20 protein-coding genes are annotated in these 23,217 nt (G+C 55.5%); 10 read left to right on the top strand and 10 right to left on the bottom strand.

What is annotated here, in order from left to right; genetic code table 11:
- Positions 1-28 precede the first annotated feature (28 nt).
- Positions 29-331 (bottom strand): TfoX/Sxy family protein, encoded by a 303-nt coding sequence (locus AC2IBB_RS20035; protein ID WP_486328527.1) that lies wholly within the window; start codon positions 329-331, stop codon positions 29-31.
- Positions 332-623: 292 nt separating this feature from the next.
- On the opposite strand from AC2IBB_RS20035, the gene AC2IBB_RS20030 reads away from it, so the two are divergent.
- The 4 genes from AC2IBB_RS20030 to AC2IBB_RS20015 all read left to right on the top strand — a co-directional run bounded on the left by AC2IBB_RS20030 (position 624) and on the right by AC2IBB_RS20015 (position 2,864).
- Complete coding sequence (locus AC2IBB_RS20030) at positions 624-1,247, top strand: hypothetical protein (protein ID WP_486328526.1); 624 nt, start codon at positions 624-626, stop codon at positions 1,245-1,247.
- Between the two features lie 63 nt (positions 1,248-1,310).
- A complete protein-coding gene (locus tag AC2IBB_RS20025) occupies positions 1,311-1,637 on the top strand; it encodes a hypothetical protein (RefSeq protein WP_486328525.1) in 327 nt (108 codons plus the stop codon).
- A gap of 174 nt (positions 1,638-1,811) precedes the next feature.
- Positions 1,812-2,048 (top strand): hypothetical protein, encoded by a 237-nt coding sequence (locus AC2IBB_RS20020; protein ID WP_486328524.1) that lies wholly within the window; start codon positions 1,812-1,814, stop codon positions 2,046-2,048.
- A gap of 129 nt (positions 2,049-2,177) precedes the next feature.
- Entirely contained in the window at positions 2,178-2,864 is a 687-nt protein-coding gene (locus AC2IBB_RS20015) for a hypothetical protein (RefSeq protein WP_486328523.1), read from the top strand.
- Positions 2,865-3,010: 146 nt separating this feature from the next.
- On the opposite strand, the gene ftsH is transcribed toward AC2IBB_RS20015, so the two are convergent.
- Complete coding sequence (gene ftsH, locus AC2IBB_RS20010; RefSeq protein ID WP_486328522.1) at positions 3,011-4,870, bottom strand: ATP-dependent zinc metalloprotease FtsH; 1,860 nt, start codon at positions 4,868-4,870, stop codon at positions 3,011-3,013.
- 313 nt (positions 4,871-5,183) lie between these two features.
- Between ftsH and AC2IBB_RS20005 the strand changes: the two genes are divergently transcribed.
- Positions 5,184-5,954 (top strand): L,D-transpeptidase family protein, encoded by a 771-nt coding sequence (locus AC2IBB_RS20005; protein WP_486328521.1) that lies wholly within the window; start codon positions 5,184-5,186, stop codon positions 5,952-5,954.
- Positions 5,955-5,976: 22 nt separating this feature from the next.
- Here AC2IBB_RS20005 and AC2IBB_RS20000 read toward each other — a convergent pair whose 3' ends face one another.
- From AC2IBB_RS20000 to uvrY, 4 genes are all read right to left on the bottom strand, one after another.
- The gene (locus AC2IBB_RS20000; protein WP_486328520.1) at positions 5,977-6,273 is read right to left on the bottom strand and encodes a hypothetical protein; all 297 of its coding nucleotides are present in this window, start codon (positions 6,271-6,273) and stop codon (positions 5,977-5,979) included.
- A 214-nt stretch (positions 6,274-6,487) separates the two neighbouring features.
- Positions 6,488-7,066, bottom strand: coding sequence for a CDP-diacylglycerol--glycerol-3-phosphate 3-phosphatidyltransferase (gene pgsA / locus AC2IBB_RS19995; RefSeq protein ID WP_486328519.1), 579 nt, complete (start codon positions 7,064-7,066; stop codon positions 6,488-6,490).
- Positions 7,059-8,897, bottom strand: a complete 1,839-nt coding sequence (gene uvrC, locus AC2IBB_RS19990) for an excinuclease ABC subunit UvrC (RefSeq protein WP_486328518.1) — start codon at positions 8,895-8,897, stop codon at positions 7,059-7,061. The genes pgsA and uvrC overlap by 8 nt, the downstream gene beginning before the upstream one ends.
- Before the next feature lie 103 nt (positions 8,898-9,000).
- A complete protein-coding gene (gene uvrY / locus AC2IBB_RS19985) occupies positions 9,001-9,660 on the bottom strand; it encodes a UvrY/SirA/GacA family response regulator transcription factor (protein ID WP_011397823.1) in 660 nt (219 codons plus the stop codon).
- A 511-nt stretch (positions 9,661-10,171) separates the two neighbouring features.
- Between uvrY and AC2IBB_RS19980 the strand changes: the two genes are divergently transcribed.
- On the top strand, positions 10,172-11,728 hold the full coding sequence (locus AC2IBB_RS19980; RefSeq protein WP_486328517.1) for a GNAT family N-acetyltransferase: 1,557 nt from the start codon (positions 10,172-10,174) through the stop codon (positions 11,726-11,728).
- Between the two features lie 53 nt (positions 11,729-11,781).
- Here AC2IBB_RS19980 and AC2IBB_RS19975 read toward each other — a convergent pair whose 3' ends face one another.
- On the bottom strand, positions 11,782-13,074 hold the full coding sequence (locus AC2IBB_RS19975) for a flavohemoglobin expression-modulating QEGLA motif protein (protein ID WP_486328516.1): 1,293 nt from the start codon (positions 13,072-13,074) through the stop codon (positions 11,782-11,784).
- 293 nt (positions 13,075-13,367) lie between these two features.
- On the opposite strand from AC2IBB_RS19975, the gene AC2IBB_RS19970 reads away from it, so the two are divergent.
- Positions 13,368-13,673 (top strand): hypothetical protein, encoded by a 306-nt coding sequence (locus AC2IBB_RS19970; RefSeq protein ID WP_486328515.1) that lies wholly within the window; start codon positions 13,368-13,370, stop codon positions 13,671-13,673.
- A 1-nt stretch (position 13,674) separates the two neighbouring features.
- Here the strand turns inward: AC2IBB_RS19970 and AC2IBB_RS19965 are convergent, their stop codons facing one another.
- Positions 13,675-14,229 (bottom strand): hypothetical protein, encoded by a 555-nt coding sequence (locus AC2IBB_RS19965; RefSeq protein ID WP_486328514.1) that lies wholly within the window; start codon positions 14,227-14,229, stop codon positions 13,675-13,677.
- Between the two features lie 336 nt (positions 14,230-14,565).
- Positions 14,566-16,479 (bottom strand): putative bifunctional diguanylate cyclase/phosphodiesterase, encoded by a 1,914-nt coding sequence (locus AC2IBB_RS19960; RefSeq protein ID WP_486328513.1) that lies wholly within the window; start codon positions 16,477-16,479, stop codon positions 14,566-14,568.
- A 477-nt stretch (positions 16,480-16,956) separates the two neighbouring features.
- On the opposite strand from AC2IBB_RS19960, the gene AC2IBB_RS19955 reads away from it, so the two are divergent.
- Positions 16,957-17,955: a DUF2914 domain-containing protein gene (locus AC2IBB_RS19955; protein ID WP_486328512.1), complete on the top strand. Its 999-nt coding sequence runs from the start codon at positions 16,957-16,959 to the stop codon at positions 17,953-17,955.
- 69 nt (positions 17,956-18,024) lie between these two features.
- On the opposite strand, the gene AC2IBB_RS19950 is transcribed toward AC2IBB_RS19955, so the two are convergent.
- A complete protein-coding gene (locus AC2IBB_RS19950) occupies positions 18,025-18,384 on the bottom strand; it encodes a hypothetical protein (protein WP_486328511.1) in 360 nt (119 codons plus the stop codon).
- 339 nt (positions 18,385-18,723) lie between these two features.
- On the opposite strand from AC2IBB_RS19950, the gene AC2IBB_RS19945 reads away from it, so the two are divergent.
- Positions 18,724-19,872: an efflux RND transporter periplasmic adaptor subunit gene (locus tag AC2IBB_RS19945; RefSeq protein WP_486328510.1), complete on the top strand. Its 1,149-nt coding sequence runs from the start codon at positions 18,724-18,726 to the stop codon at positions 19,870-19,872.
- Entirely contained in the window at positions 19,872-23,048 is a 3,177-nt protein-coding gene (locus AC2IBB_RS19940; protein ID WP_486328509.1) for an efflux RND transporter permease subunit, read from the top strand. Before AC2IBB_RS19945 ends, AC2IBB_RS19940 begins: the two co-directional genes overlap by 1 nt.
- The last annotated feature ends 169 nt before the right edge of the window (positions 23,049-23,217 follow it).

Here is a 23,217-nt window from a genome sequence, read left to right as displayed (position 1 = left end):
ATTTTTGCAGGCGCCAAGACGCTGCCGATCAGTCCAGCTCCAGATTCAATCCTTCCGCGCGCAATATTTCTTCTAACTCCCGATAGCCCTCAAGCTCCATTAACAAACGCGTCTTTTCCGACTTGGCGATTTCCATCCAGTGGCGGTCCTCCACAGCGCCGACCATGGCGTATAAAAAGTTCAGGCTGGGCTTGGCGGCGCTGGCTTGCTTCAACTTCAGAAACGTCCTGACCGGACCGATTTCCCGGAGCTTTTCCGGCGTATCGACGCCGATAGCGATGAGGTCTTTTTCTGACTTGGGTCCAAGCCCCTTAAGGTCTCTAAGGCGCATAATAGTATTAACAATAATGATATTGGCCCGATAATAATCAGGCGCATGGATGCGCCTGCGCGGGGACTGGCCCCAGGAGACAGGCCCTGTCATTGCAGACGAATAGCTGTCGTTGCAGACAAATAGAAGAAAGAGATTTGTCTGTCTGATTAACAGTGTCTCTGAGCAATGAGGCGGGACGCCCGGCGAGGCCATATTACCACCTTTTCGCCCGAACCCGGGAATAGGGCTATATTAGAATCGTTGATCAAAAAAATGCTGCCGCAGCGCTGTTGATAAATGAGGCCAATTCATGGAGATAGCCGTTCATCTGCCGGATGTAACGCTGCTTGATATATTACGCGTACGCTCGATTTACCCTATCGCCGCGATAGGGCAGTCGGTGCAGAAAGGGCAAGTGATCTGCAGGTTGAACCTGGCGGGAGGCGAGATTGATCTGGTGAGTCCAGAAAGCGGCAGGTTGGAATATCTGGACGTCTATGCGCTGGAAAAGGTCAGACCTGAACGTCCGCTGTTATTTCGTATCGGCTCCATCCAGCAAAACCGGGTCAATACGGAAGCCATCGCCAGAGATATCTGGCAGAGCCTGCTCAAACTGTTTGATCAGCGCACCCAGAGCATTCAGGAAGACATTAAACGGGACAAAACCGCCCGTTGGGCGCTGCCTCTGTGCTTCTTTGTTTTCTTTCTGGTGGCGTGGGCCCTGGCGGAATCCGTACAGCATTTTTCCGGCGACACCGCCGCCTATAAAATTGCGCTGATCTTTCCGGCGGTTTCCTCTGTCGGCGTGCTTGTTTCCCTGGTGGCGCCGATCTTTCTCCGTAAGCAGATACGGGACAGTGAAGGGCATCTGGCCCGACTGATTCAGCTCGATATTATTCGCCGTTGCCGGGATACGATCGCGATCCTGCAATAGAAGGGGCGTTATACAAGTAAAAAGTACTTCTCTTTTTCGCTGTATCTATATACAGTATATTGTATGAAAAAGAGCAAACTAATCAAAGCTGAACTGGAAGAATGGCGTTGTAAGAAATGCTGGCAAGGCGTATTGCGGGCGACGGACGACCACCCGGAACTCCGGGATTATCTGACCCAGATGCCGGAGTCCATTTATCATGTGCGCTGGCCACATGCCTGCTCCCATTGCGGTTATGTATATGACTGGTCGGACAGCTGTCCTGTGATCTTATATGGCGGACAGCGCTGGGTGTTGGAGAAAGCCGTCAACAAAAAGCTGGTCGCCTTATTGGAGCACCTGAAGCGCGCCAAGGATCTGGAAAATATGCCGAGTGGCAATCTGTGGTGACTTGGTCAGGCTGATCGACTACATTTCCCCCCTTGCGGCTCATATGCGGTCGCATAAAGGAGGTAACATTTTTAGCATTCGATTAGCGGCGTACAGTCTGGATCTGTTTTACGCCTGGAAACGCAAGTTTGATGACCTGGCGGATGTGGAGGTCATCGATGGCGATATTCTGACTTGGCTTTTAAGGCGGTGCTGCAGGCGGTGATCCGACACAATGAAAAGAATGAACATGGCGGTCGTCCGATTCGGTCGCTCTTATGTCCCGGACTGGGAACAGGCGAAGGGCGTATGCCGGCCCATCGCTGCGCGGCGCAAATGCGCAGAGCCTACGATGTATGCATAAAGGAGCGCTATGAAACTCAGGGAGGGCTTGCGACAGCGGTGAAAGACCACATGGCGCTGTTGGAGTAGACGTTTCATTGGACGCTCTGAAAATGACGGAAACATGATGAATTTGTAATAGCGGGTTTGATGGCGTCCAAGCGCTTGGACTTGTATTGTGCAGTGAGCTTATATTCAGCCATATCAAGGAGTTGTAACTTGGATAACCGCAATACCCAGTTCATAAGCGATCCCATCGCGTTTCTGAACAACAATACAATCAATCATCGCTGGTTCGATGAGCATATCCAGAGACGCAATAACAACCCGCAGAGCGTATCCATGGCTGAAAGGGCCGCAGTGGACCTGTTGCCTTACACGAAAATGGGAAGTTTCGATTTGCAGCCCGCCGCAACGCCAGTGGGAGGTCGACGTCAGTCGAGGTTTGCGGTGATCCACGACCACCCTGCGAATGACAGCGCGTTGACCGGCTACTGGTGTCCCTATGTCAACGGCGCGGGACTGCCGGGATTTGTCGATGTGCCAAGGCATAATCCCCAGCATCGATTCGTGTTTACCGCAGCGATGAACGGTTGCGCCTTCTTCATTACCGAATCGCCTCTTGGCGGCGCTTACTTTCGCGTCTATCACCACCAGCATCCCGGCAATGTCGGAGTCAATAACCTGATCAGCGCCGTGACGCCCAACGTCATTTCGGTCTTCGATTTCAGTCAGTATGGCAATGACAATCTGCCTGGCCTTAATCTTCCTGTGGCGTTTAACTTTCTGTACTACCGCAACAGTGGTTGGGTGGTCGTCAGCCACGCCACCGCCATGGACGCCCATACTGGCGTTGTGCGTTTTGATCCCGCCAAGCCGACGTTGGTGGCGGACACCTTCGTATAAACGCCGACGGCGAACGTTTGCTCGCGAACTTCAAGAATGGCGTATTGATGTTGAAAGTATCTAAATCCGGCGATGTGGCGGTGAAGGGCAGGGAAGTTGGAATCAACGGCGGCTGGCGCACTGCGTCAGTGGGCGGTTTCGGGGCGTTACGGCGCCCCGGTTTGCAGGCATTCGTCTATCTGCGCCTTGTGCAGGGTTTCCGAGCGCTCCAGCAATGACACCAGTTTGTCCAGCCTTTCCCGGTGCGTGCGAATCAGCTCGGCGGCGGTGGTTTCCGCGGACACCAGCAGTTCGCGTACGGCCTTGTCGATGATTTCCGCTGAGAACTCGCTGTGATGGTGCGGCTGGGCTATTTCCCGACCAAGGAAAGGGTGCTCCTCGCTGTCGCGCAGATCTACCGGACCCACCTCTTTCGACATGCCCCAACGACTGACCATCGCGCGGGCGAGCCCCGTCGCCTGATGGATGTCGTCGTCCGCCCCGGTGCTGACGCTGCCCAGCAGCTCGCGCTCGGCGATACGCCCCGCCAGCATCACCGCCAGTTTGTCGCGCAGATACTCTTCCGGATAGGTGTGACGCTCCTGTAACGGCATTTGGTGGGTGCCGCCTAAACTTCGGCCGTGGGGAACAATGGAGACCTTGTACAGTGGATCAGTATTGGGCAGGTAATAAGCGACCAGTGTGTGTCCGGACTCATGCACGGCGAGACGATGTTTTTCATCCGGCGGAATGATCAGGGTGCGCTCTGCGCCCATGATGATCTTATCCCGGGCGATATCGAAATCCAGGCTGTGTACGTGGTCCCGGTTTTCCCGCGCAGCCTGAATGGCTGCTTCGTTGATCAGGTTTTTCAGGTCCGCGCCGGAGAATCCTGGCGTACCCGCCGCTACTTGGGTGAGATTGACGTTGTTCGCCAGCGGGATGCGTTTGGCGTGCACCTTGAGAATGGCGACGCGGCCTTCCTGGTCCGGCAGATCCAGCGTGACGTGACGGTCAAATCGACCGGGGCGCATGAGCGCCGGGTCCAGTACGTCCGGACGATTGGTGGCGGCCAGGACAATGACTGCATCATGGCCAGCGAAGCCGTCCATCTCGGCGAGAATCTGGTTCAGGGTTTGCTCTCTTTCGTCATGGCCGCCGCCGTATCCGGCGCCGCGCGTGCGGCCGACGCTGTCGAGCTCATCGATGAAAATGATGCTGGGGGCGCTCTCTTTGGCGGTTTTAAACAGTTGGCGCACGCGCGATGCGCCGACGCCTACGAAGACTTCAATGAACTCGGAAGCGGACATCGGATAAAAGTTAACGCCGGCCTCTCCAGCCAGCGCTCTGGCCAGCAGGGTTTTTCCCGTTCCAGGCGGTCCCATCAGTAATACGCCCCGGGGCGCGAGAGCGCCGACGCGATGGAATCGGTCCGGGTCGCGCAGATACTCCACCAGTTCCTGGACTTCCCGTTTGGCGTTTGTTTGTCCGGCGACCTCATCGAATGTGGTGCTCGGCTTCTGGCATTCGAACTGGGTGTCCAGCCGCTTGTCGAAATCAAAAGCGCCGCCCCGGCCGGAAAAGTTGCGGAGGGTGCGCCGGGACAGCCAGAACAGAATGATCATAAACATGATCCAGGGCAGGTAGGACAGCAGTATGACTTTGGAACTGTTGGCGTCATGACCTTCTTTGACTTCCAGAGGAATATTCTGCTCTTCCAGTTCCGCCAGAATGGCTTCATTGCCGAAATCCGGCAGTTGGGTCAGAAAGCGGGAGTATTGTCGACGCTGTTCAGGAAACATGCGGGGAGTGATGAATTTGCCGTCAAGCTCACTGCCGCGCAGGATGACGCTGCTGATTTGCCCCTCCCGCAACAGCATTCGGAATTCGCTGTAGGGCAGCTTAATGGCGGGCTCTGGGCGGTCGCGCATGGCGGGCAGGTAATACAGCATCAAGGCGACCGCCAGAGTCCAGACAACCCAGTTCAAAGGCAGCTTCTGTGGCGGTTGAGGATCAGTATTGCTCATGCGCTGTTCGTTAACTCACTAACTCAGTTGCTCATCATTGCCGGTAGGCGTTCATGTCGCTTTGACGCAGCGACATTTTGTCGCCACTCAGGGAGCGCGCGACAGCCGCTGTTTGATCGTATGTGTATAAAACATGACTGCCCCTCACTTTGAATATAGCAGCGCCGAAGAATTTTCGGAGTTTACGACGCGCATAAAGTTGAGGGATATGTATTGAGGGGGCGGGTAGAATCGAGCGCGCCAAAGGAGTGTATTGAAGGGAAAGTTGCGAGTCATTATGATCTGGCGACTTTGAAGGTCATGGTGTCGTCGAATGAGGAGTCAAGCAGTAGTGGGTGGTATGTCGAGGCGGTTCAAATTTGTAATGGTGGGCGTATCACTGGTTGCGACAGTAGCTGTGGGGTGTTTTTATAAGTTCGGGCGCTCGGTCTGGGTTTCTCTGTACCTGGATTTGAAAGGACGGCGGACAGTCGATGATGTGATGCGCAATATCGGACCGGTAGTAGAGCCTGGCCTGCAGGCCGCTTTCGCCAGGGTGGGCGTAACCTATCCGCCGCAGCGTATTACCCTGCTGGCGTTCAAGGAGGAGAAGCGCCTGGAGTTATGGACGGAGCAGGATGGCGTACAGGTCCTGGTCAGCGCTTATCCCATTAAAGCCGCCAGTGGCGGCGCCGGACCCAAGTTGCGCGAAGGCGATCGGCAGGCGCCCGAAGGTTTTTATCGGATTGAAGGCTTCAACCCCAACAGCAGTTTCCACCTATCCATGAAACTGAACTACCCCAACGCCTTTGACCTCAAACACGCCAATGCGGAAGGACGCACGTCCCCGGGCGGCGATATCTTCATTCATGGCAAAGCCTCATCCGTAGGATGTCTGGCGATGGGGGACCCCGCAATAGAGGATTTGTTTATCTTGGGCAATCGAGTAGGGGCGGCCAATATTGAGGTCGTCATCGCCCCATACGACTTTCGGTTGCGAGCCCCTGCGACGCCACAGAACGCGCCAGCCTGGCTGCCAGGGCTGTATCAGGATATTGAGCGGTCGCTGCGGCTTTTCGCCGTCAGTGGCGTCAAATCCAGGTAGCCTTAAGGCGCTGACGAGAATATCAATAAGGCGGGTCCGGCTCCGCATAGGAAACAATGGTTTCAGGGCAGACCAGCCATAAAAACCATTCGGCCATATCCCTCTTTTTGTCCACGAAAGAGCCGAAACTCAGACCCAGGCAACGAAACGCCTGCTCAAGTTCAAGAGGGGAAAAATCGCGGTCGACGACTATTTTGCGTTCGCATCTACCGTGAGCTTTGGCCTCCCTGACCATCTCCCAGATCATCCATGAATTTTCGAAACTGTCGATTACCGCCTTGGCTTTGGCGGGTTTTAGTTTGCTTATTGCGTCCTTCATATTTAGCGCACCTCTACACCCTTACCTCTAGTCTTGGCCAAATAGTGAGGTTTCGCCAGTTTTCCCTGAGAGATTTTTGTTACGTGAGACTGGCGATCAGGCGCATAAGCGTGAGCCTGCCGCTATTTCAGGGCGGGTTGTTTTTGTGGGAGGCGGAAGCGACGACCCGAGAAACTGAAGGGGTAATGAAAAGGTCGTCGCTGAGAGGGCGTGATCAGGAGTCTCGCGTCAACTCAGGCCATGCCGCTCGCAAGTAGACGAACATTGACCAGAGAGTGAGTATCGCTGCGATATAAAGCAGCGCCAGACCGGCCCAGGCTTCTTTCATACCCGGTGGAAATGCGAGCAGGGCGGTGATCGCGAGCATCTGACAGCTGGTTTTGACTTTGCCGATAAAGTTCACGGCGATACTGGCGCGTTTACCCATTTCCGCCATCCATTCCCGCAAGGCGGAAATGACGATTTCCCGTCCAATGATGACTATGGCGGGCGCCGTAAGGGCCAGGTTGTGATGAGCTTCCACCAGCATGGCCAGAGCCACCGCGACAATTACTTTATCCGCTACCGGGTCGAGAAACGCGCCAAAAGGCGTCATCTGGTTCCAGCGCCGGGCCAGATAGCCGTCCAGCCAGTCTGTCGCCGCCGCCAGGGCGAAAATCGCCGCCGCCACCACATAATTGCCCTGAAAGGGAAGGTAATAAATAACGACAATGACCGGAATCAGGACGAGTCTGCCCAAGGTCAGGATGTTGGGGAAATTGAGAAAAACCGACTTTCTTGAGCGTTTATTCATGGAAGGCTGCATAAATTGTTTGAGCTATCACTTCACTAATGCCAGGCACGCGCTTGATTTCCTCGAGGCTGGCTCGTTCTATATTGCGCACGCTGCCGAAATAATTGAGCAGGTCCCGTCTGCGTTTGGGACCAATACCGGGCACGGCGTCCAAAACCGATTGCGTTCGCTTTTTATTGCGCTGGTTCCGGTGTCCAGTGATCGCAAACCGGTGAGCCTCATCCCTGATCTGCTGAATCAAATGCAGGGCGGTGGAGTCGCCCGGCAGATTCAGGATCGAATTATCCGCGGAAATGAACAAGGTTTCCATGCCGGGTTTCCGCGTTACCCCTTTGGCGACGCCAATCAGCGTCACGCCGCTGATCTGCAGCTCGTCGAAGACCTGGTGCGCAATGCCAAGCTGTCCCTTGCCGCCGTCGATCAGGATAATGTCGGGGAGACCGACGTCGCTGTCTTTCAGCTTACTGTAGCGCCGCGTCAGCGCCTGCTCCATGGCGTGATAATCGTCGCCGGCGGGCACATCCTTGATATTGTAACGGCGGTACAGGTCCTTGATCGCGCCTTCCGGTCCGAACACCACGCAGGAGGCGACGGTGGCCTCGCCGAAGGTATGGCTGACGTCAAAGCATTCCACTCGCCTCACGGAGGCTTCCAGGCTCAGTGCGTCGCAGAATGACTGCCAGCGTTGCAGCTGCGCGTCCTGCGACTGCATGCGCGTGCTCAGAGCCTGATTGGCGTTGGTCTGCGCCAGATGCAGCCATTCCGCCCGGCTACTGCGCACATTGTGCTCGATCCGCACGTTGCGATTGAAAACTTCTTTAAAGGCGGCTTTGAGCGCATCCCGGTCCGATAGCTCGACGGAAGTAGTGATTTCCTGCGGCAAACCGTAAATGGCGTGCTCGCCGAAGTAGTATTGATTGAGGAAGGAGGACAATAGGTCGCCGTCATCGCTTTCCAGTCTTTCCGACAGATAGAACGATTTGCTGCCAACCACGCGACCGGCTCGGATAAACAGGCCATGCACCACCACCAATTCCAGTGATGAAGAGAGTGCAAAGGCGTCGATGTCGCGAACCACGCCTTCAATCGCCTGCTGCTCCTGCACCCGACGCAGATAGTCCACCTGATCGCGCAGCACCGCCGCCCGTTCGAAGTCCAACTGCGCCGACGCGGCTTCCATCTGTTGGATGGTCTCGTTGATGATTTCCGGGTTACGCCCTTCCAGAAACATAGTGGCGTGAGACATATCCTCCGCGTAGCTCTGCGCTTCAATCAACCCAACGCAAGGCGCGCTGCAACGCCCGATCTGATGCTGCAGACAGGGGCGGGAGCGGTTACTGAAAAAGCTGTCTTCACACTGGCGGATGCGGAAAATCTTCTGCAGCAGCGCCAGGCTCTCACGCACGGCGGCGGCGCTGGTGTAAGGCCCGAAGAAGCGCCCCTTGCCAGTCTTTTTCTGCCGCACCCGTCGAAACGTCAGCGAGGGATATTCGTCATGGGACGACAGATAGATATAGGGGTAGGATTTATCATCCCGCAGCAAAATGTTGTAGGGCGGCTTCAGTGTCTTGATCAGGTTCTGTTCAAGCAGCAGCGCTTCGGTTTCGCTGTGGGTGATGGTGATTTCGACGTCGGCGATTTTTTCCACCAGCGCGCGGGTCTTGATGCTGACGCCGGTATTGCGGAAATAGCTGCTGACGCGATTTTTCAGATTGCGCGCCTTGCCGACGTACAATACCTCGCCTTTGCCGTCCATCATGCGATAGACGCCGGGGTGCGTGGTAAGTTGCTTAAGAAATGATTTGGCGTCGAAAATGGACTGAGATTCCACCGATCAGGATTTTTTGTCGGGTTATTGTTAAACGCGCCGGTTCCGTCATGACTGAATCGGCGCTGGGGAGGGCGACATTTCAGTGTCGCCGCGGCCCCTGGGTTCAGGTTTTCAGGCTGCCGACCTGATTGGCGTCGAGCATACCATGCCGGATGGCGAGAAGGGTGAGCTCAACATCGCTGTTGATATTCAGTTTCTCGAAAATTCGATAGCGGTAGCTGTTGACTGTTTTCGGGCTCAGGCAGAGTTTGTCGGAAATCTCCTGCACCTTGTGGCAATTTACGATCATCATGGCGATTTGCATTTCACGCTCGGACAGACTTTCGAATACATCGCCTTCCTCCGCGTCAAACGGCCGCAGCGCCATTTTTTGCGCGATGTCCGGGCTGATGTAACGCTGTCCCGCGTGCACCACGCGGATGGCTTTGACCATCTCGGTAATATCCGCGCCTTTGGTAATGTAAGCGGAGGCGCCGGCCTTCATGACCCGTGAGGGAAATGGGTCGTCCTCACAAGCGGTGACCGCCACCACCTTGACGCTTTCATCGATACGATGAATGCGGCGCATGGCTTCCAGCCCGCCGATGCCGGGCATACGGATATCCATGAGAATAATATCGATAGGATGCTGGCGGACAATACTGACCGCTTCTTCGCCCGAACGGGCTTCTGCGACTACTTCGATACCGTCTTCATCTTTTAACATTCTGGACAAGCCGGCGCGCACCAGCTCGTGATCATCAACAATTAACACCCTGATCAAAGTATCACCTCGCAGTCTTCCTTGTTGATCCTTGTTCGAGCCGACCGGGCGTAAATTCCCAAAACACTCGCAAATCTCAACAGAGCTAAGGCGCTCATTATAAAAAACGTGTAACTAAAACGATAGACGAAAAAGTCGGCTACCTTTAGACATTATCACGATATGAAATCGCTGTCGGATTAAATTTGCATCCGCTATTTCTCTGGCGTCCCCGATGACTTGAGTGGCGGTATATCCCGGTCTTGCGGATAAACAATTGGCGTCACTATCGGCTGCAAAACTTGATCAAAAACACAGCGTATTTACGTATAAGTATAGGTTTGCAACGTCGCCGACGAAAAACGCTGACGAACGACGGGAGCTTAACGTATATTAATCCGCAAATTTGGACAACTTTATAAGTGCTTGTTTAAATAAAGCTAAATTTCATTCAACGCGCTTCCCTTGAATTTATTCGTGCGCCGTTGTACGGAAGCAGGGAAGTCGAGATAACTAACAGTTGGGAATGGATATGAAAGACGACAAAGCTAAAGAAGAAAGTCTTGATCATCACTTGAAGCTGCGCCACTTGTTGTTGGCGGACTACAATGACATCAAAGCGGTGATGGACAAGGTATATCACAATCTCGGAGGAGCCTGGACCAAACGCAAGTTTCGGGCGCAGCTGAAGACCTTCCCGGAAGGCCAGATCTGTATTGAAGATAATGGCAAGGTGGTCGCCGCCGCCTTCTCGGTGATTATCGATTATCACAAGTTCGGTGATCAGCACACCTATGACGAGGTTACCGGCGACGCTTATCTGACCACCCATGACCCTAATGGCGATGTGTTGTACGGCGTTGACGTGTTCGTCGATCCGGATTACCGCGACATGCGCCTGGGGCGCCGTCTGTATGAGGGACGCAAAGAGTTGTGCCGCAACCTGAATCTGCGCGCCATTGTGGCCGGCGGGCGCATCCCCAACTACCAGTCCTACGCGAAAAGCATGACGCCGGAGGAGTACCTCGAAGCGGTGAGTCGTAAAGAGGTGTATGACCCGATCCTGACCTTTCAGCTCTCCAATGACTTCATGGTGAAAAAAATTATTTCCGGTTACTTGCCGGAGGATAAAGAGTCGAAAGGCTACGCCACCCTGTTGCAGTGGGATAACCTGAACTATGAGCCAGGCGCTAAAAAACTGATTGGCGCGGCCAAGACCACCGCCCGGGTTGGTTGCGTGCAATGGCAGATGCGACCGATGCGCAGTGCGGAGGAAGTGTTGCAACAGGTGGAGTACTTCATTGACGCGTTGTCGGACTACAAGTGCGATGTGGCCTTGTTCCCAGAGTTCTTCAATGCGCCGTTAATGGGGCTGGAGCGTCACGCCAATTCTATCGACGCCATCAAATATCTGGCCAGTTTCACGGATAAGATGGTGGAAGAGATTTCCCGTTTGGCGGTGAGTTACAACATCAACGTAGTGGCCGGCAGCATGCCGGTGATCGAAGATGGCGAACTCTACAATGTCGCCTACATGTGTCGTCGCGACGGGGCTATCGAATCCCAATACAAACTGCATCCCACCCCTCATGAGAAGAAAGAGTGGACGATGCAGGGCGGCGATGAGCTGACGGTGTTCGACACGGATTTCGGCAAGGTAGGCATTCTGATCTGCTACGACGTGGAATTCCCTGAGCTGGCGCGGTTGCTGTCCGATCAGGAGGTGGAGATTCTGCTGGTGCCGTTCTGGACCGACACTAAAAACGGCTATCTGCGAGTACGCCGCTGCGCTCAGGCGCGGGCGATTGAGAATGAGTGTTATGTGGCCATCGCCGGATCGGTGGGCAACTTGCCGCAGGTGGACAGCGTGGATATTCAGTACGCGCAGTCGGCGGTGTTCTCACCCTCCGATTTCGCATTCCCCCATGACGCCATCATGGCGGAAACTACGCCGAATACAGAGATGACGCTGATCGTGGACCTGGACCTGAATAAACTGCAGGAACTACAGAACGAAGGCTCCGTGCGTAACTATTTGGACCGTCGCCGTGATTTATATCGTATCGAATGGCAGGGTGAACAGGAGTAGCCGTCGGGCTACTCCGTTTTAATCGATAGGCCGAAAGGCGCAAATGGGGCCGGCTACAGCAGGTGTTTGTAGTCGGCTTCCAGTTGATTGAAGTTAAGCTGTCCGATAAAGCGGGAGAAACTCATCCAGGCCGCCAGCCCTTTCAAGTCCTGAAAGAACGGCGGCACATAACGCGGCGCCGTAATGACGCCTTGCTCTTCCAGGTCATGCAGGCTGGCCAGATCATCCAGTACGATCTTGCCGCAGAACAGCATAGGTAAGCGATCAATCTTGCCCCTGGCGAAGGCCAGGCGCAGGAAGTTGTAGGTCAGCACAAAGCCCTTGATATAGGTGATGTCCTTGGCGAAGGGCCCCAGATTGGGGGTGCTGCCGCGAAACACCCTGGCGGCCAGGGTGAAGCTTTCATCTTCGCTGATGCCTTTCTCGCACAGATAATGAAACACATCATTGAAGGTGGCGCCGTCCTCGGCGAGAGTCACTGCGCGCACCCGGTTGATGAGCTTGAACAGGCGTGTGGGGCCTGAACGTAAAGTGAGTATCTCGCTTAAGACCGCCAGGCCTTCCTGAGTGATGGTGGCCGAGGGCGGCCCTTTGCTCAGAAAAGTGCAGTAGGGCTGGCTGCCGCCGTTGAGGGTGGTGCCAAGATGCACCCAGCCTTCGTGAACTTCCAGCACATCCACGTCCTGTTGATTGAACAGCGCGTCGTTGCGAATCTTGATGTAGTCCGTGCCCGCCGCCGCATCGGCGGCGATGCCGTCGGAAATCATGACGCGAATACCGGCGCCGACGAAAAAGTTGGAAAGGCGGGCGTTCAGTTCGTCCACCACATATTGCGCGGGTAAATTCTTCTCCGACTCCTGCATGGAGTTGTCTTTTAGCAGGTTGGACAGAGTCATCTCCATCATTTCGCCGAGTTCCGCCAGAGTGGGGTCACCGGCATGGAACGCATCGCTGGGGGAGCCGTAAAGCTCCTGGGAGATATAGCTGAATTCCGGCGTTCCGCGCGCCTCCAGCATGCGCACTACCATCTGATATTCCCGACATACGCGGCGCATGATCTGGGTGACCGGGTTCATTTGTCCCAGCTTTTTACTGATCTCCCGCTCTATCTCGTAAAACTCGGCTTTTTTGGCGGCGGGGTCGAAACCCAGCGGACAGTTTTTCTGGTAATACTCAATATCCACCTGAGGCGCCTTTTTAAAACCGGACTCAAAAAATTGCTGGCGAATCGAAGGCGACCATTTGATGGCGTCCAGAATACGGATAGGCTTTTGCGCCTCGACAATACGATCAGAGAGTGATTTCAGGGTTTGGAGGTACGACTCTCCCATTTGATTCGACGGCATAGACTCTGTGGTTTCCTCTTATTTGGACGTCTGCTTTCCGGTGTCGTCGGCGTCAGGTCGGATGAGGCTCCTGGCGAGTTCCGGCAGTTTCGATTCTAGTGGCGTTTTCGGGCCCGCGCCAAGCCAAATGTTGCGGATTGTCGTCGCCGGTCAGGCAGATCGTGGCGAAGGCCGCGGCGCAGTAGCGGAATGGCCGCTTTGTCTGTAATCTTCATTAGATGCGCGCGTCCGGTCGTGTGTATACAGGTTTTCGCCGGCGCCAGGGAGTCCGGCGTTTTGGGGAGTTCAAGGGGATGAGCACAACGCAGTACGCGGATAGTCTGAGAGAGTTTCTGGTTCGTAAGATTGTTAAAGCTGAAAGAGAACTGCAACAGCTGAAGATGGACTACTGTCGGTTCATCTATGGCATTTCCCATCGCACTAAAGTCAAATTCGAAGGTGGCGTTTACCTGGTGCAATCAGTGGATCTTGACTCCATGCAGCGTCTGGATAATGGCGAATGGGGGCGTCCCTGCGTCTCGGCGATCAGGCTGGATGGTGGGGAGAGCGAAGATAAAGCGTCCCTGGTGCGGATTCCCCCGCAATGGGAGCTGTGCTGACTCAGGCGACGATTCCCCAGGCGTTGATGCTGTTGAACAGGCTGCACTCTTTGGGGAACTCCTGGCTGTGCAACCATTGCTCTGCCGCGCAATGGCCAGCGACGTACATGTCAGTCTGCTGGTGTGACTGCGCCCGTTCAATCAGTTCCAGCCCTTTGTCGTCGCCCGTCGTCGTCCCCAGACCTTTAGCGATGAGATAGCACTGCATTTGCAGGCGCTGGCGGTCGCTGCACTGAAAAAACTCCGAGGTCGCGTCTGCGGCGCCCTGCAGGTAATCCAGCGTATGTTCGAACAAAGAAGGGTGTAGCAGGATTTCCGGCGCAAACCCGTTCAAGCGCATTTCCAGCACCTGGGTGGACCAGAACATCTGTAACTGTTTGATGGACTCCGACGGCGCACAGGAGCAGCGTGGATCTTTGCGCACGGAGTTGACGCTGAGGTTGCCGAGGACGACGTGTTCATCCGCGTCCTTTTTCATGGCTTCAGTTAGACTGTATATCAGGCAGACAATAAGACCGAACAGTATTGCCTCCATCCCGTGGATCAGCCATTGCATAAATTGAAGTATCCCTATTAAAAGACTCACTGGCGGCTAAGCGCGCAGGGTAATTTCTTAGTTTCCGGCTCTTTTACTGCTTTGACTTGTCGGCGTTTTGTCCCTGACTGTGTGGCGTCCGTTTTTCGCCTGACTTCAGCAACGCCTGCTTATAACTGCTGGCAATCAAGTTATACGAATTGTGCAGAACCGCCTGTGATCCAGGTGACATTTTGTTTTACGCCGAAAGGATTAGGCTGAAACTGTGAAGAACCGCATGCGCGATGCGTTAACCAGGACGACTTATTGCAGAGGGAGGCGGCTTACATGCGTTTCTTGTGTGGAAGATGCGGCGCCTCAGGCGGTCTGCTTGAACTTGTGTTCGTTCAGATAGATATAGAGGTCTTCGAAGGACAGCGGTTTGCTGAAAAAGTAGCCTTGGGCGAAGTCGCACTGATTGGCGAGCAGGTACTCTTTTTGGTCGGCGGTTTCCACGCCCTCCGCCACGACTTTCAATTGCAGTTTGTGGGCGACGGCGATAATCGCCGAGGTGATTTCCATGTCGTTGCTATCGTCAGGAATATCGCGCACGAATTCCCGGTCTACCTTCAGAGCGTTTACCGGCAGCTTTTTCAGATAACTGAGTGAGGAGTAGCCGGAGCCGAAATCGTCGATGGCCAGACTGACGCCGGTTTGCCTGAGGCGCTTTAATTTGTCGGTGACGGCTTCTATGTCCCCCATCAGCATGCTCTCTGTCACTTCCAGCTCCAGCCATTGCGGCTCCAGACCGGTTTCGTTCAGCACCTCTTCAATGCTTTGCTCCAGTTTGGGGTCGTCGAACTGACGCGCGGACAGGTTGACGGCGATCTTGATGGCGGAGCCGGTCAGGTCCTGTAGCATCTTCATCTGCAGACAGGCGTTTTTCAGCACCCAGCGGCCGATTGGATTGATGAGGCCGGTTTCCTCCGCCACGCTGATGAAGTTGTCCGGCATCACCAGGCCTTTGGTGGGATGATGCCAGCGGATAAGCGCCTCTACACTGACGATTTTGCCCGTGGTCAGATTGACCTGCGGCTGAAAGCCAAGCGTAAACTCCTCGAACTGCAGCGCATGGCGTAACTCCTGCTCCATCAACAATTGTTTGAGGGCGTGCGCATTCAGCTCTTCCGTATAAAAGTGGTAACGATCGCGACCGTGCTCTTTGGCCCGGTACAGCGCCAGGTCTGCATTCTTCATCAGCACGTCCGCGTTGGCCCCGTCGGTCGGGGCCAGGGTGACGCCAATGCTGGTGGAGACGATCACCTCATGTTTCTTCAGTTTGATGGGTTCTTTGAGCGCCTTCAGGATTTGCGTCGCCACCGGGGTGACGGAAAAAGTGTCGACAATGTCCGTCAACAGCACCGTGAACTCGTCGCCGCCGAGACGGGCGACGGTGTCCTTGGCGCGCACGCAGTTTTTCAGACGCTGCGCCACAGTCTGCAGCAGGCTGTCGCCGGCGTCGTGCCCTAATGTGTCATTGATGCGTTTGAACTGATCCAGATCCAGAAACAACAGAGCGATTTGTTTACGGTCGCGCCGCGCTGCGTTCACCGCCTGCTCCAGGCGGTCGACGAACAGGCGACGGTTGGCGAGTCCGGTGAGGGAGTCATACAGCGCCATTTGCTGCATTTTACGGTTGGCTTTCTTCAGTTCACTGACATCCACTCCTGAGATCACGTAATTAGTGACCTGGTTGTCGCTGTCGCAAACCGTCGAGACGGTCACCGCCCACCAGAAATCATCCCCATCCCGGCGACGGCTTAATACTTCGCCTTCCCAGCCGTCGTAAAGAATGTCGCTTTCCCAGATCTGCTCCTGAGGTTTTTCCTCGTCGATGTCTTTGGGGTTGAGAATGTCGAGGAAGCGGCCGCGAGCGTCTTCCAGACCGTAGCCGGTGACATTGATGAATTTGTTGTTGACGAACTCAATGCGGCCCAGGCGATCGGTAATGATGATGGAGCAACCGCTGTTGGTGACTGCGCTGCTTAGCTTTTTCAGCTTGAAATCGCGCTCATGCAACGCCCTGACCTTGGCGGCGAGCTGGCGGTTGAGACGAATTTGAATTAAGGATAAAAACGCGAAGATAACGGCAATGCTGAGCGTGGTCAGGATCGGCCAGGACAGGCTCTCGCCTTCAAAGTAATACAGTGAAGCCAAGTGGATGGTTGCGACGCTTCCCAGCATAAGCAACGAGATAGGTAGTACGCTCCAAAACTCACCATGTTTTCGCATGTATCTGCTTCTCTATGTCCAGGTTCCATCCGGTAACCTACTGCGGGCTTCTTCTTAAGATTCCCAGTGTAAAAGCTGCCCTCAGGTTGCTACAGTCAGATTTTGTAACCATCGTAACCATATGTAAAGCGACGCGGCTGAAGTGTGACGCCCCTCAAAAAAAGCATCCGGTTCTGATTACGGGTTGTAAACTGTTAAATAATTTTTACAAAGCCTATGCCGGCGGACTTGCATGTGCGTATGGCAATTTCCCTGCATTGATATGGCCAGGCTAGGCCGGATGCATGGGCGTTTAGTGGCTAACGGGAGAGTGAAAAGCGCTAATCATTAAAAAAGGGATAGGATAGATCGAAAGCTCGCCAATCGTAGATGACAGTGGTGTCAAATTCGATGGCCGGGGAGTAGAATCCGAGCGCAAAATAATCAACCGCCTGTGGCTATATTAAAAAAGAACACAACCTTAGGTCGGACCCTTACATGTCGCAAAAATTAGTTATCCGAGTGAAAAATGCGGAGTCGCTGGCGGATGCGTCCGCCAAGCCGCCGCAAACCGTTACGGTTTACCATTGGAATCGCATCATCGCCGCCGGCTGTGTGGCGTTTGCACTGTTTGTCGGGGCGTTTTGGGGCGTGTACCGCTGGGCGTTCACTACACCGGCGGACGCGCCGCAGACAGATTTCGTCGCACAGAGCGAGTCTGCAATTATGGTGGAGGAACAGCCTGAGCAAGGGGCTGAGTCGCCATCGGCCGCGTTGGCCGTAGAAGATGGACGTGAAGATAGCGGCGATAGCCGTGTAGATTCATCGATAGCTGATCCCGTCATCGCAGATGTCGCGTCAGAGACGCCCATGGAAGCGGTTATAGCGCCTGACCCTGTCGCACCGGAAAGCAAGCCCGAAGAGCGCGCCGTCATTGCCGAGCCAGCCGTCGCCAGCGCCTTGCCGGCGACGCCAGAGACGGACGCGCCGCTGCAAGTACAAGAAGAGGCCAACTCTTCCGTCGCCACGCTTGCCCAGGATGCCCAGTCTGAAGTGGCGGCGGCGGAGGTCGAAGCAGTGCAAGACTCAGAAGAAGAATCTGTAGATCCCACCAAACGCCGGCGCTTGGAAACGGTCTCCAGCGGCGGCGAGCCGGTAAAAATCTTCTCGGACGCGATCAGCCGCGCGCAGCTGACCCAGGAACTGGACGACAGCGAGCCGATCAATGCGCTGCGCGACAACATCGTTATGAACGATGAAGGCCTGCTGCGTATCTATCTGTTCACGGAAATGACGGAGATGACAGGGCAGACGCTTTATCACGAATGGTATCGCGACGATAAACGGGTGGCGCGGATCAGAATTCGTCCTCACCGTTCACCTATGCGTGCGTCGTCCAGTAAATTTATCGATCGCCATATGCTTGGACAATGGACGGTGAAAGTCACTGGATCGGAGGGTGATGTACTGGCTGAAGCGGCTTTTTCCGTCAACTAGAGAAATTTCACAAGAAAAGCCCGACACGAAGTCGGGCTTTTCTTGTCTGTGCAGGTAAACTGCTTTGGTTTAACGTGCAACCGGATTGCAGTTCTTGATAACCACTTTGCCTTCCAGCATGGCTCCGCGGGAGTACTCCTGAAAATAACAGGTGTTGGTCTTGGGGTCGTAGTTTTCTATCCACATATTGTCGTCCTTCCAGGTCGCTGCAACATGTTGCATGCCCTCCGGGACCGTCAGGCTCATAGTGCCGCCCCAGCGTTTCACGAACATTTGCTGTAGATAGAAATAATAGAAGGAAGCGCAGACCACCAGAATAACGCCGCTGACCACCGCAGCAGGAATCCACTGCTTAAGTTTCATTCCCAACAAGTAAAGCGTTCCCCCGGCGAGCGCCAGGACGAAGATCCAATATATATAAGTTATCATCGTTAACTTCCAAATTATCCTTTATCGATTTAAAGTGTGAGTCGGCGCAAACGACTAGTCCCGGCGGCGCGCTGTCAGTCCAGGACTGTAAGCCTCACCGGCGCGGGCGTTGCTCCCGAAAACCCGTTCGCGAGTCGGGCAGTTTATTAAAACGTCGTATTCAGATTTGCGGCGACCGCAGTAAAACTGAAACTGTAGTACGTTGCAGTGCAAAGGTTAAGCCCTTGTTTTGCATTTACAAAATATTAAGCGCAGAGCCGCCCCTCCGGCAGTCTCCCCGCGGCGCGCCTGTCCGCCGTATATCTGCGCCGCACGAGTCAAGAAATGGAGAAGACACTGATGCGTACGCGCATACCCACCTATTGGATTTCATTCGGAATTATCGTTGCACTGGCCGTCTGGTTGATGGCGGGGCCTGTGCAGACCGCTCAGACCGACGCTCCCGAGGCGACGAATCAAGATCAGGCCGCACTGAACAAAGTGGCATATAGAGTCACACAGGCTGAAACGATCAAGAAGGCCCTGGAGATACAAGGCCAGATTGGCGTCTGGCGTGAGGTGAACCTGCAGTCCCGTTTGGGCTCCACCGTTGACAAAGTTGAGGCGGAGCGAGGTCGTCGCGTCAATCAGGGCGACCTCCTGTTGACCTTGAGCGAGGAAGACTTGCCGGCGCAAATGATCCAGGCCAAAGCGCAGGTGGACGTGGCGCGCAGCGAGCTGAAAGCGGCGAAGTCCCTGATGCAGAGAGGTCTGCAGGCGGAAACCGAACTGAAGGCGAAGCAGGCCGCTCTGGCCAGCGCGGAAGCCGCCGTCGCCAGACTGGAGCAGGACCTGAAGCACACTCGTATTCGCGCGCCGTTCGCCGGGGTAATCGAAGAACGCATGGTGGAGTTGGGGCAGACTGTGCAAGAGGGCGTTACCCTGGTGCGGCTCATTGATGACCATAAGTTGAAACTGATAGGGCAGGCGCCTCAGCAGCAGGTCGGGCTACTCACCCTGGGGCAGCCCGTGACAGCGCATTTGCTGAACGGCGAAACCCTGACCGGCAGCGTCTCTTTTATCTCCGCCCAGGCGGACGCCAACACCCGTTCCTTCACTGTGGAAGCGGAGCTGGATAATCCTCAGCGTTTGCGCGTAGCCGGCTCTACGGCCACCTTGAACATTGATGTTGGCGATGTCATGGCGCACCGTATTTCCGCTGCATTGTTGAGCCTGGATGAAAAAGGTCGACTCAGCGTGGAATATCTGGATGCTGAGCAACGCGTCGCCCGCGCGCCGGTTGAACGTATTCGCGCCAGTAATACAGAGCTTTGGGTTAGCGGACTGCCGGAAACCATTAAGCTTATCACCATGGGGCGAGGCTACGCCAAGCTGGGCGAGAAAGTTGAGGCGACGCCGGAAGAAGAACTGCTCAAACACGATGAAGATAAAGACGACGAGCCGGATGCGGACAGCGCCGGCCTGGCGATGAAACAAGCGGTGAACTGATGGATAAGCTCATACGTGCGACCATGGATCGCTCGCGAGCGAGCGTGATTGTACTGCTGATGTTGTGGATTGGCGGCTATTGGGCGTTTATGACCATGCCCAAAGAGTCCAACCCGGATATCACTATTCCCATAATTTACGTATCTGTGTCCCATGAAGGCATTGCTCCGGAAGACGCGGAGCGACTGCTGGCCCGTCCTCTGGAGCAGGAGCTGCGTTCACTGGAAGGTCTGAAAGAGATGCGCTCGGTGGCGGCGGAAGGCTACGCCTCGGTGACCTTGGAATTCCTGGCTGGTTTCGACCCTGACCAGGCTTTGACGGACGTGCGTGAGAAAGTCGACACCGCCAAGGCCAAGCTGCCGGTGGACAGCGACGAGCCCCGCGTTGTGGAAATCAACGTATCGCAATTTCCGGTTTTGAACCTGAGCCTGTCCGGTCCCTTCGCAGAAGATCAGCTGGTGCGCATCGCCCGTGAACTGAAACGTCACATTGAAGGCATTCCGGAAGTATTGAAAGTAGAGATCGGCGGCGACCGCGAGGACTTGCTGGAACTGGTGGCGGATATGCAGGTGCTGGAGCGATACGGCATTGATTATGCGCAGCTGTTTTCCCTGATCTCCAATAACAATCGTCTGGTGGCCGCCGGGAACATCGATACCGGCGCCGGACGTATGGTGATCAAGGTGCCGGGGGTGATTGAGAACCTGCCTGACTTGCTGGGCATGCCGATCAAGATCCACGAAGGCCGCGTCATCACATTTGGGGATGTCGCCACGGTGCAGCGTACATTCAAAGATCCAGGCGGCTTCGCTAGGGTGGACGGCAAACCTGCGGTGGTGCTGGAAGTATCCAAGCGCGCCGGCGCTAACATCATCGAAACTATCGAGACGGTGAAGGCGGTAGTCAAAATTGCCGAGAAACGCTGGCCTACCAGTTTGAAGGTGACCTACATCACCGATGAGTCAAAGCAGATTCGCGAGATGCTGCGCGATCTGCTGAATAACGTGCTGTTTGCCGTGGTGCTGGTGTTGATCGTGATGATCGCCGCCATGGGCATGCGTCCGGCGTTGTTAGTGGGATTGACTATCCCCGGCGCGTTTTTGGCCAGTTTGCTGGTGATTCAGGCATTGGGCTTTACGCTTAATATCGTGGTGCTGTTCAGCCTTATTCTGGTTGCGGGAATGCTGGTGGACGGCGCCATCGTGGTGGCGGAGCTGTCAGACCGTAATCTGGAAAGCGGCATGACGCGCAAGGAAGCCTATGCGCAGGCCGCATACCGAATGGCCTGGCCGGTCATCGCCTCCACCGCCACTACGTTGGCGGTGTTTATGCCCCTGTTGTTCTGGCCGGGCATGGTGGGCGAGTTCATGAAATACCTGCCGGCGACGGTGATTGTCTGCCTCATCTCGTCATTGTTGATGGCGCTGATATTCATGCCGGTGCTGGGCGGAATCATCGGACGTTCCAAGGCCCCGGCCAGCGCCGCCAGTGGTCCCAGCCGCTTCACTCACTGGTATGCAGTCGCGTTGGCGCGTTTGCTGGCGGCGCCGGGGAAAACGTTGCTGATGTTCCTAGCCTTGCTGATCCTGACCTATGTCGCTTATGGGCGCTACAACCATGGCGTTGAGTTCTTTCCAGAAGTGGAGCCCGACTCCGCCCAGGTATTGGTGCACGCCCGAGGGGACCTGTCGGTATACGAAAAGGACGCTATGTTGCAGAGCGTGGAGCAGCGGCTGTCCGGCATGCCGGAGGTACGGGCCTTGTATGCGCGCTCCTTCGCCATGGCGGACGGGGATATGGCGGAAGATGTCATCGGCGTCATCCGTTTTCAGCTGATCGACTGGTATGAGCGCCGTCCCGCCAACCGCATATTGGAAGACATGCGCGCCCGCGCCAACGACTTGCCTTTGAAACTCGAATTCCGCAAACAGGAAGATGGTCCCGCTCAGGGGAAACCCGTCAAAGTGCGCCTTTCCGGCTCCACCGAAGAGGTGGAGGAAGCGGTGGGGCGGCTGCATGAGCGTTTGCAGGAGTTGGGCGGTTTTATCGATATCTCCGACAACCGACCTCTGCCGGGCATTGAATGGCGTATTGAAGTGGATCGTGATAAAGCGGCGCGTTATGGCGTCGACGTGGCCACTGTCGGCAACGTGGTGCAGTTGGTGACCACGGGCCTGAAACTGGCGGACTATCGTCCTGATGACGCCGAGGAAGAAGTGGATATCCGTCTGCGTGCGCCCCTGGAGCGACGCACACTGGACGCTTTGGGCGGGCAGATGGTGAGCACCGCCATGGGCCCGGTGCCAGTATCCAATTTCACACGCCTGATCCCTGCGCCGAAAACCGGTACATTGCACAGAGTGGATGGAGAGCGCTCTCTGACGGTGGAGGCGGACGTCGCGGAAGGCGTACAGGCGGATGAGCGCATCACGGCATTGAAAGAATCCCTGGCGAAGCGGCCGCTGGAGGACGTCATGGTGAAATTCGCCGGCGAAGACGAAGACCAGCGCGAGACCATGATCTTCCTGGCGCAGGCCTTCCTGATCGCCATCATGCTGATGGCGCTGATTCTGGTGGTGCAGTTCAACAGTGTGTATCAGGCGGCGTTGGTATTGTCCGCCATCGTGTTTTCCACCGCAGGCGTCCTGCTGGGACTGATGATTACCGGACGACCGTTCGGCATCGTGATGGTGGGGTTGGGGCTGATCGCCCTGGCGGGCATCGTGGTGAACAACAACATCATTCTGATCGACACCTACAATCAGATGCGGGCCTCAGGCGCCTCCCCCTACGAGGCGGCGCTGGAAACCGGAAAGGTGCGTCTGCGGCCGGTGTTGCTGACGGCGGTCACTACTGTGCTGGGACTGATGCCCATGGTGTTGGGCGTGAATGTGGACTTGATGACGCCCACGCTGGGCGTTGGCGGGCCGTCTACGCAATGGTGGACGGAACTGTCCAGCGCCATCGCCGGGGGCCTGACGTTCGCCACCTTCCTGACGTTGCTGATTACGCCTTGTCTGCTGGTGATCGGCGAGAAAACCGGAGCCAAGCTGCGCACGTTGTGGCGACGTAATTTCGGGCGCCGTCGCGAACAGGCGGAAGCGGAGCTGGAACCGCCTTCCGTGCGAGGTCTCAGTGGTGCGCCACGGCCGAAGGAGGAGATTTTCGGTAAGTGATTTATGGCCCCGGCGTGGAATAAAAACTACACTGTAAACGGCTGCCGCCTGATTTTCAGACGCGCCTTCCAGCGGATAAGACGTCTGTGCGTGGGTAAGGAAAGTACGCCGAAAGTCTGCCAGTGGCAGCGAGGGGCAGTGTAGAGCAAACGCGCCGGACAACCATAGA

The organism is Hahella sp. NS-SX17 (assembly GCF_057367735.1).
This window is presented reverse-complemented; position numbering and strand designations above follow the sequence as displayed.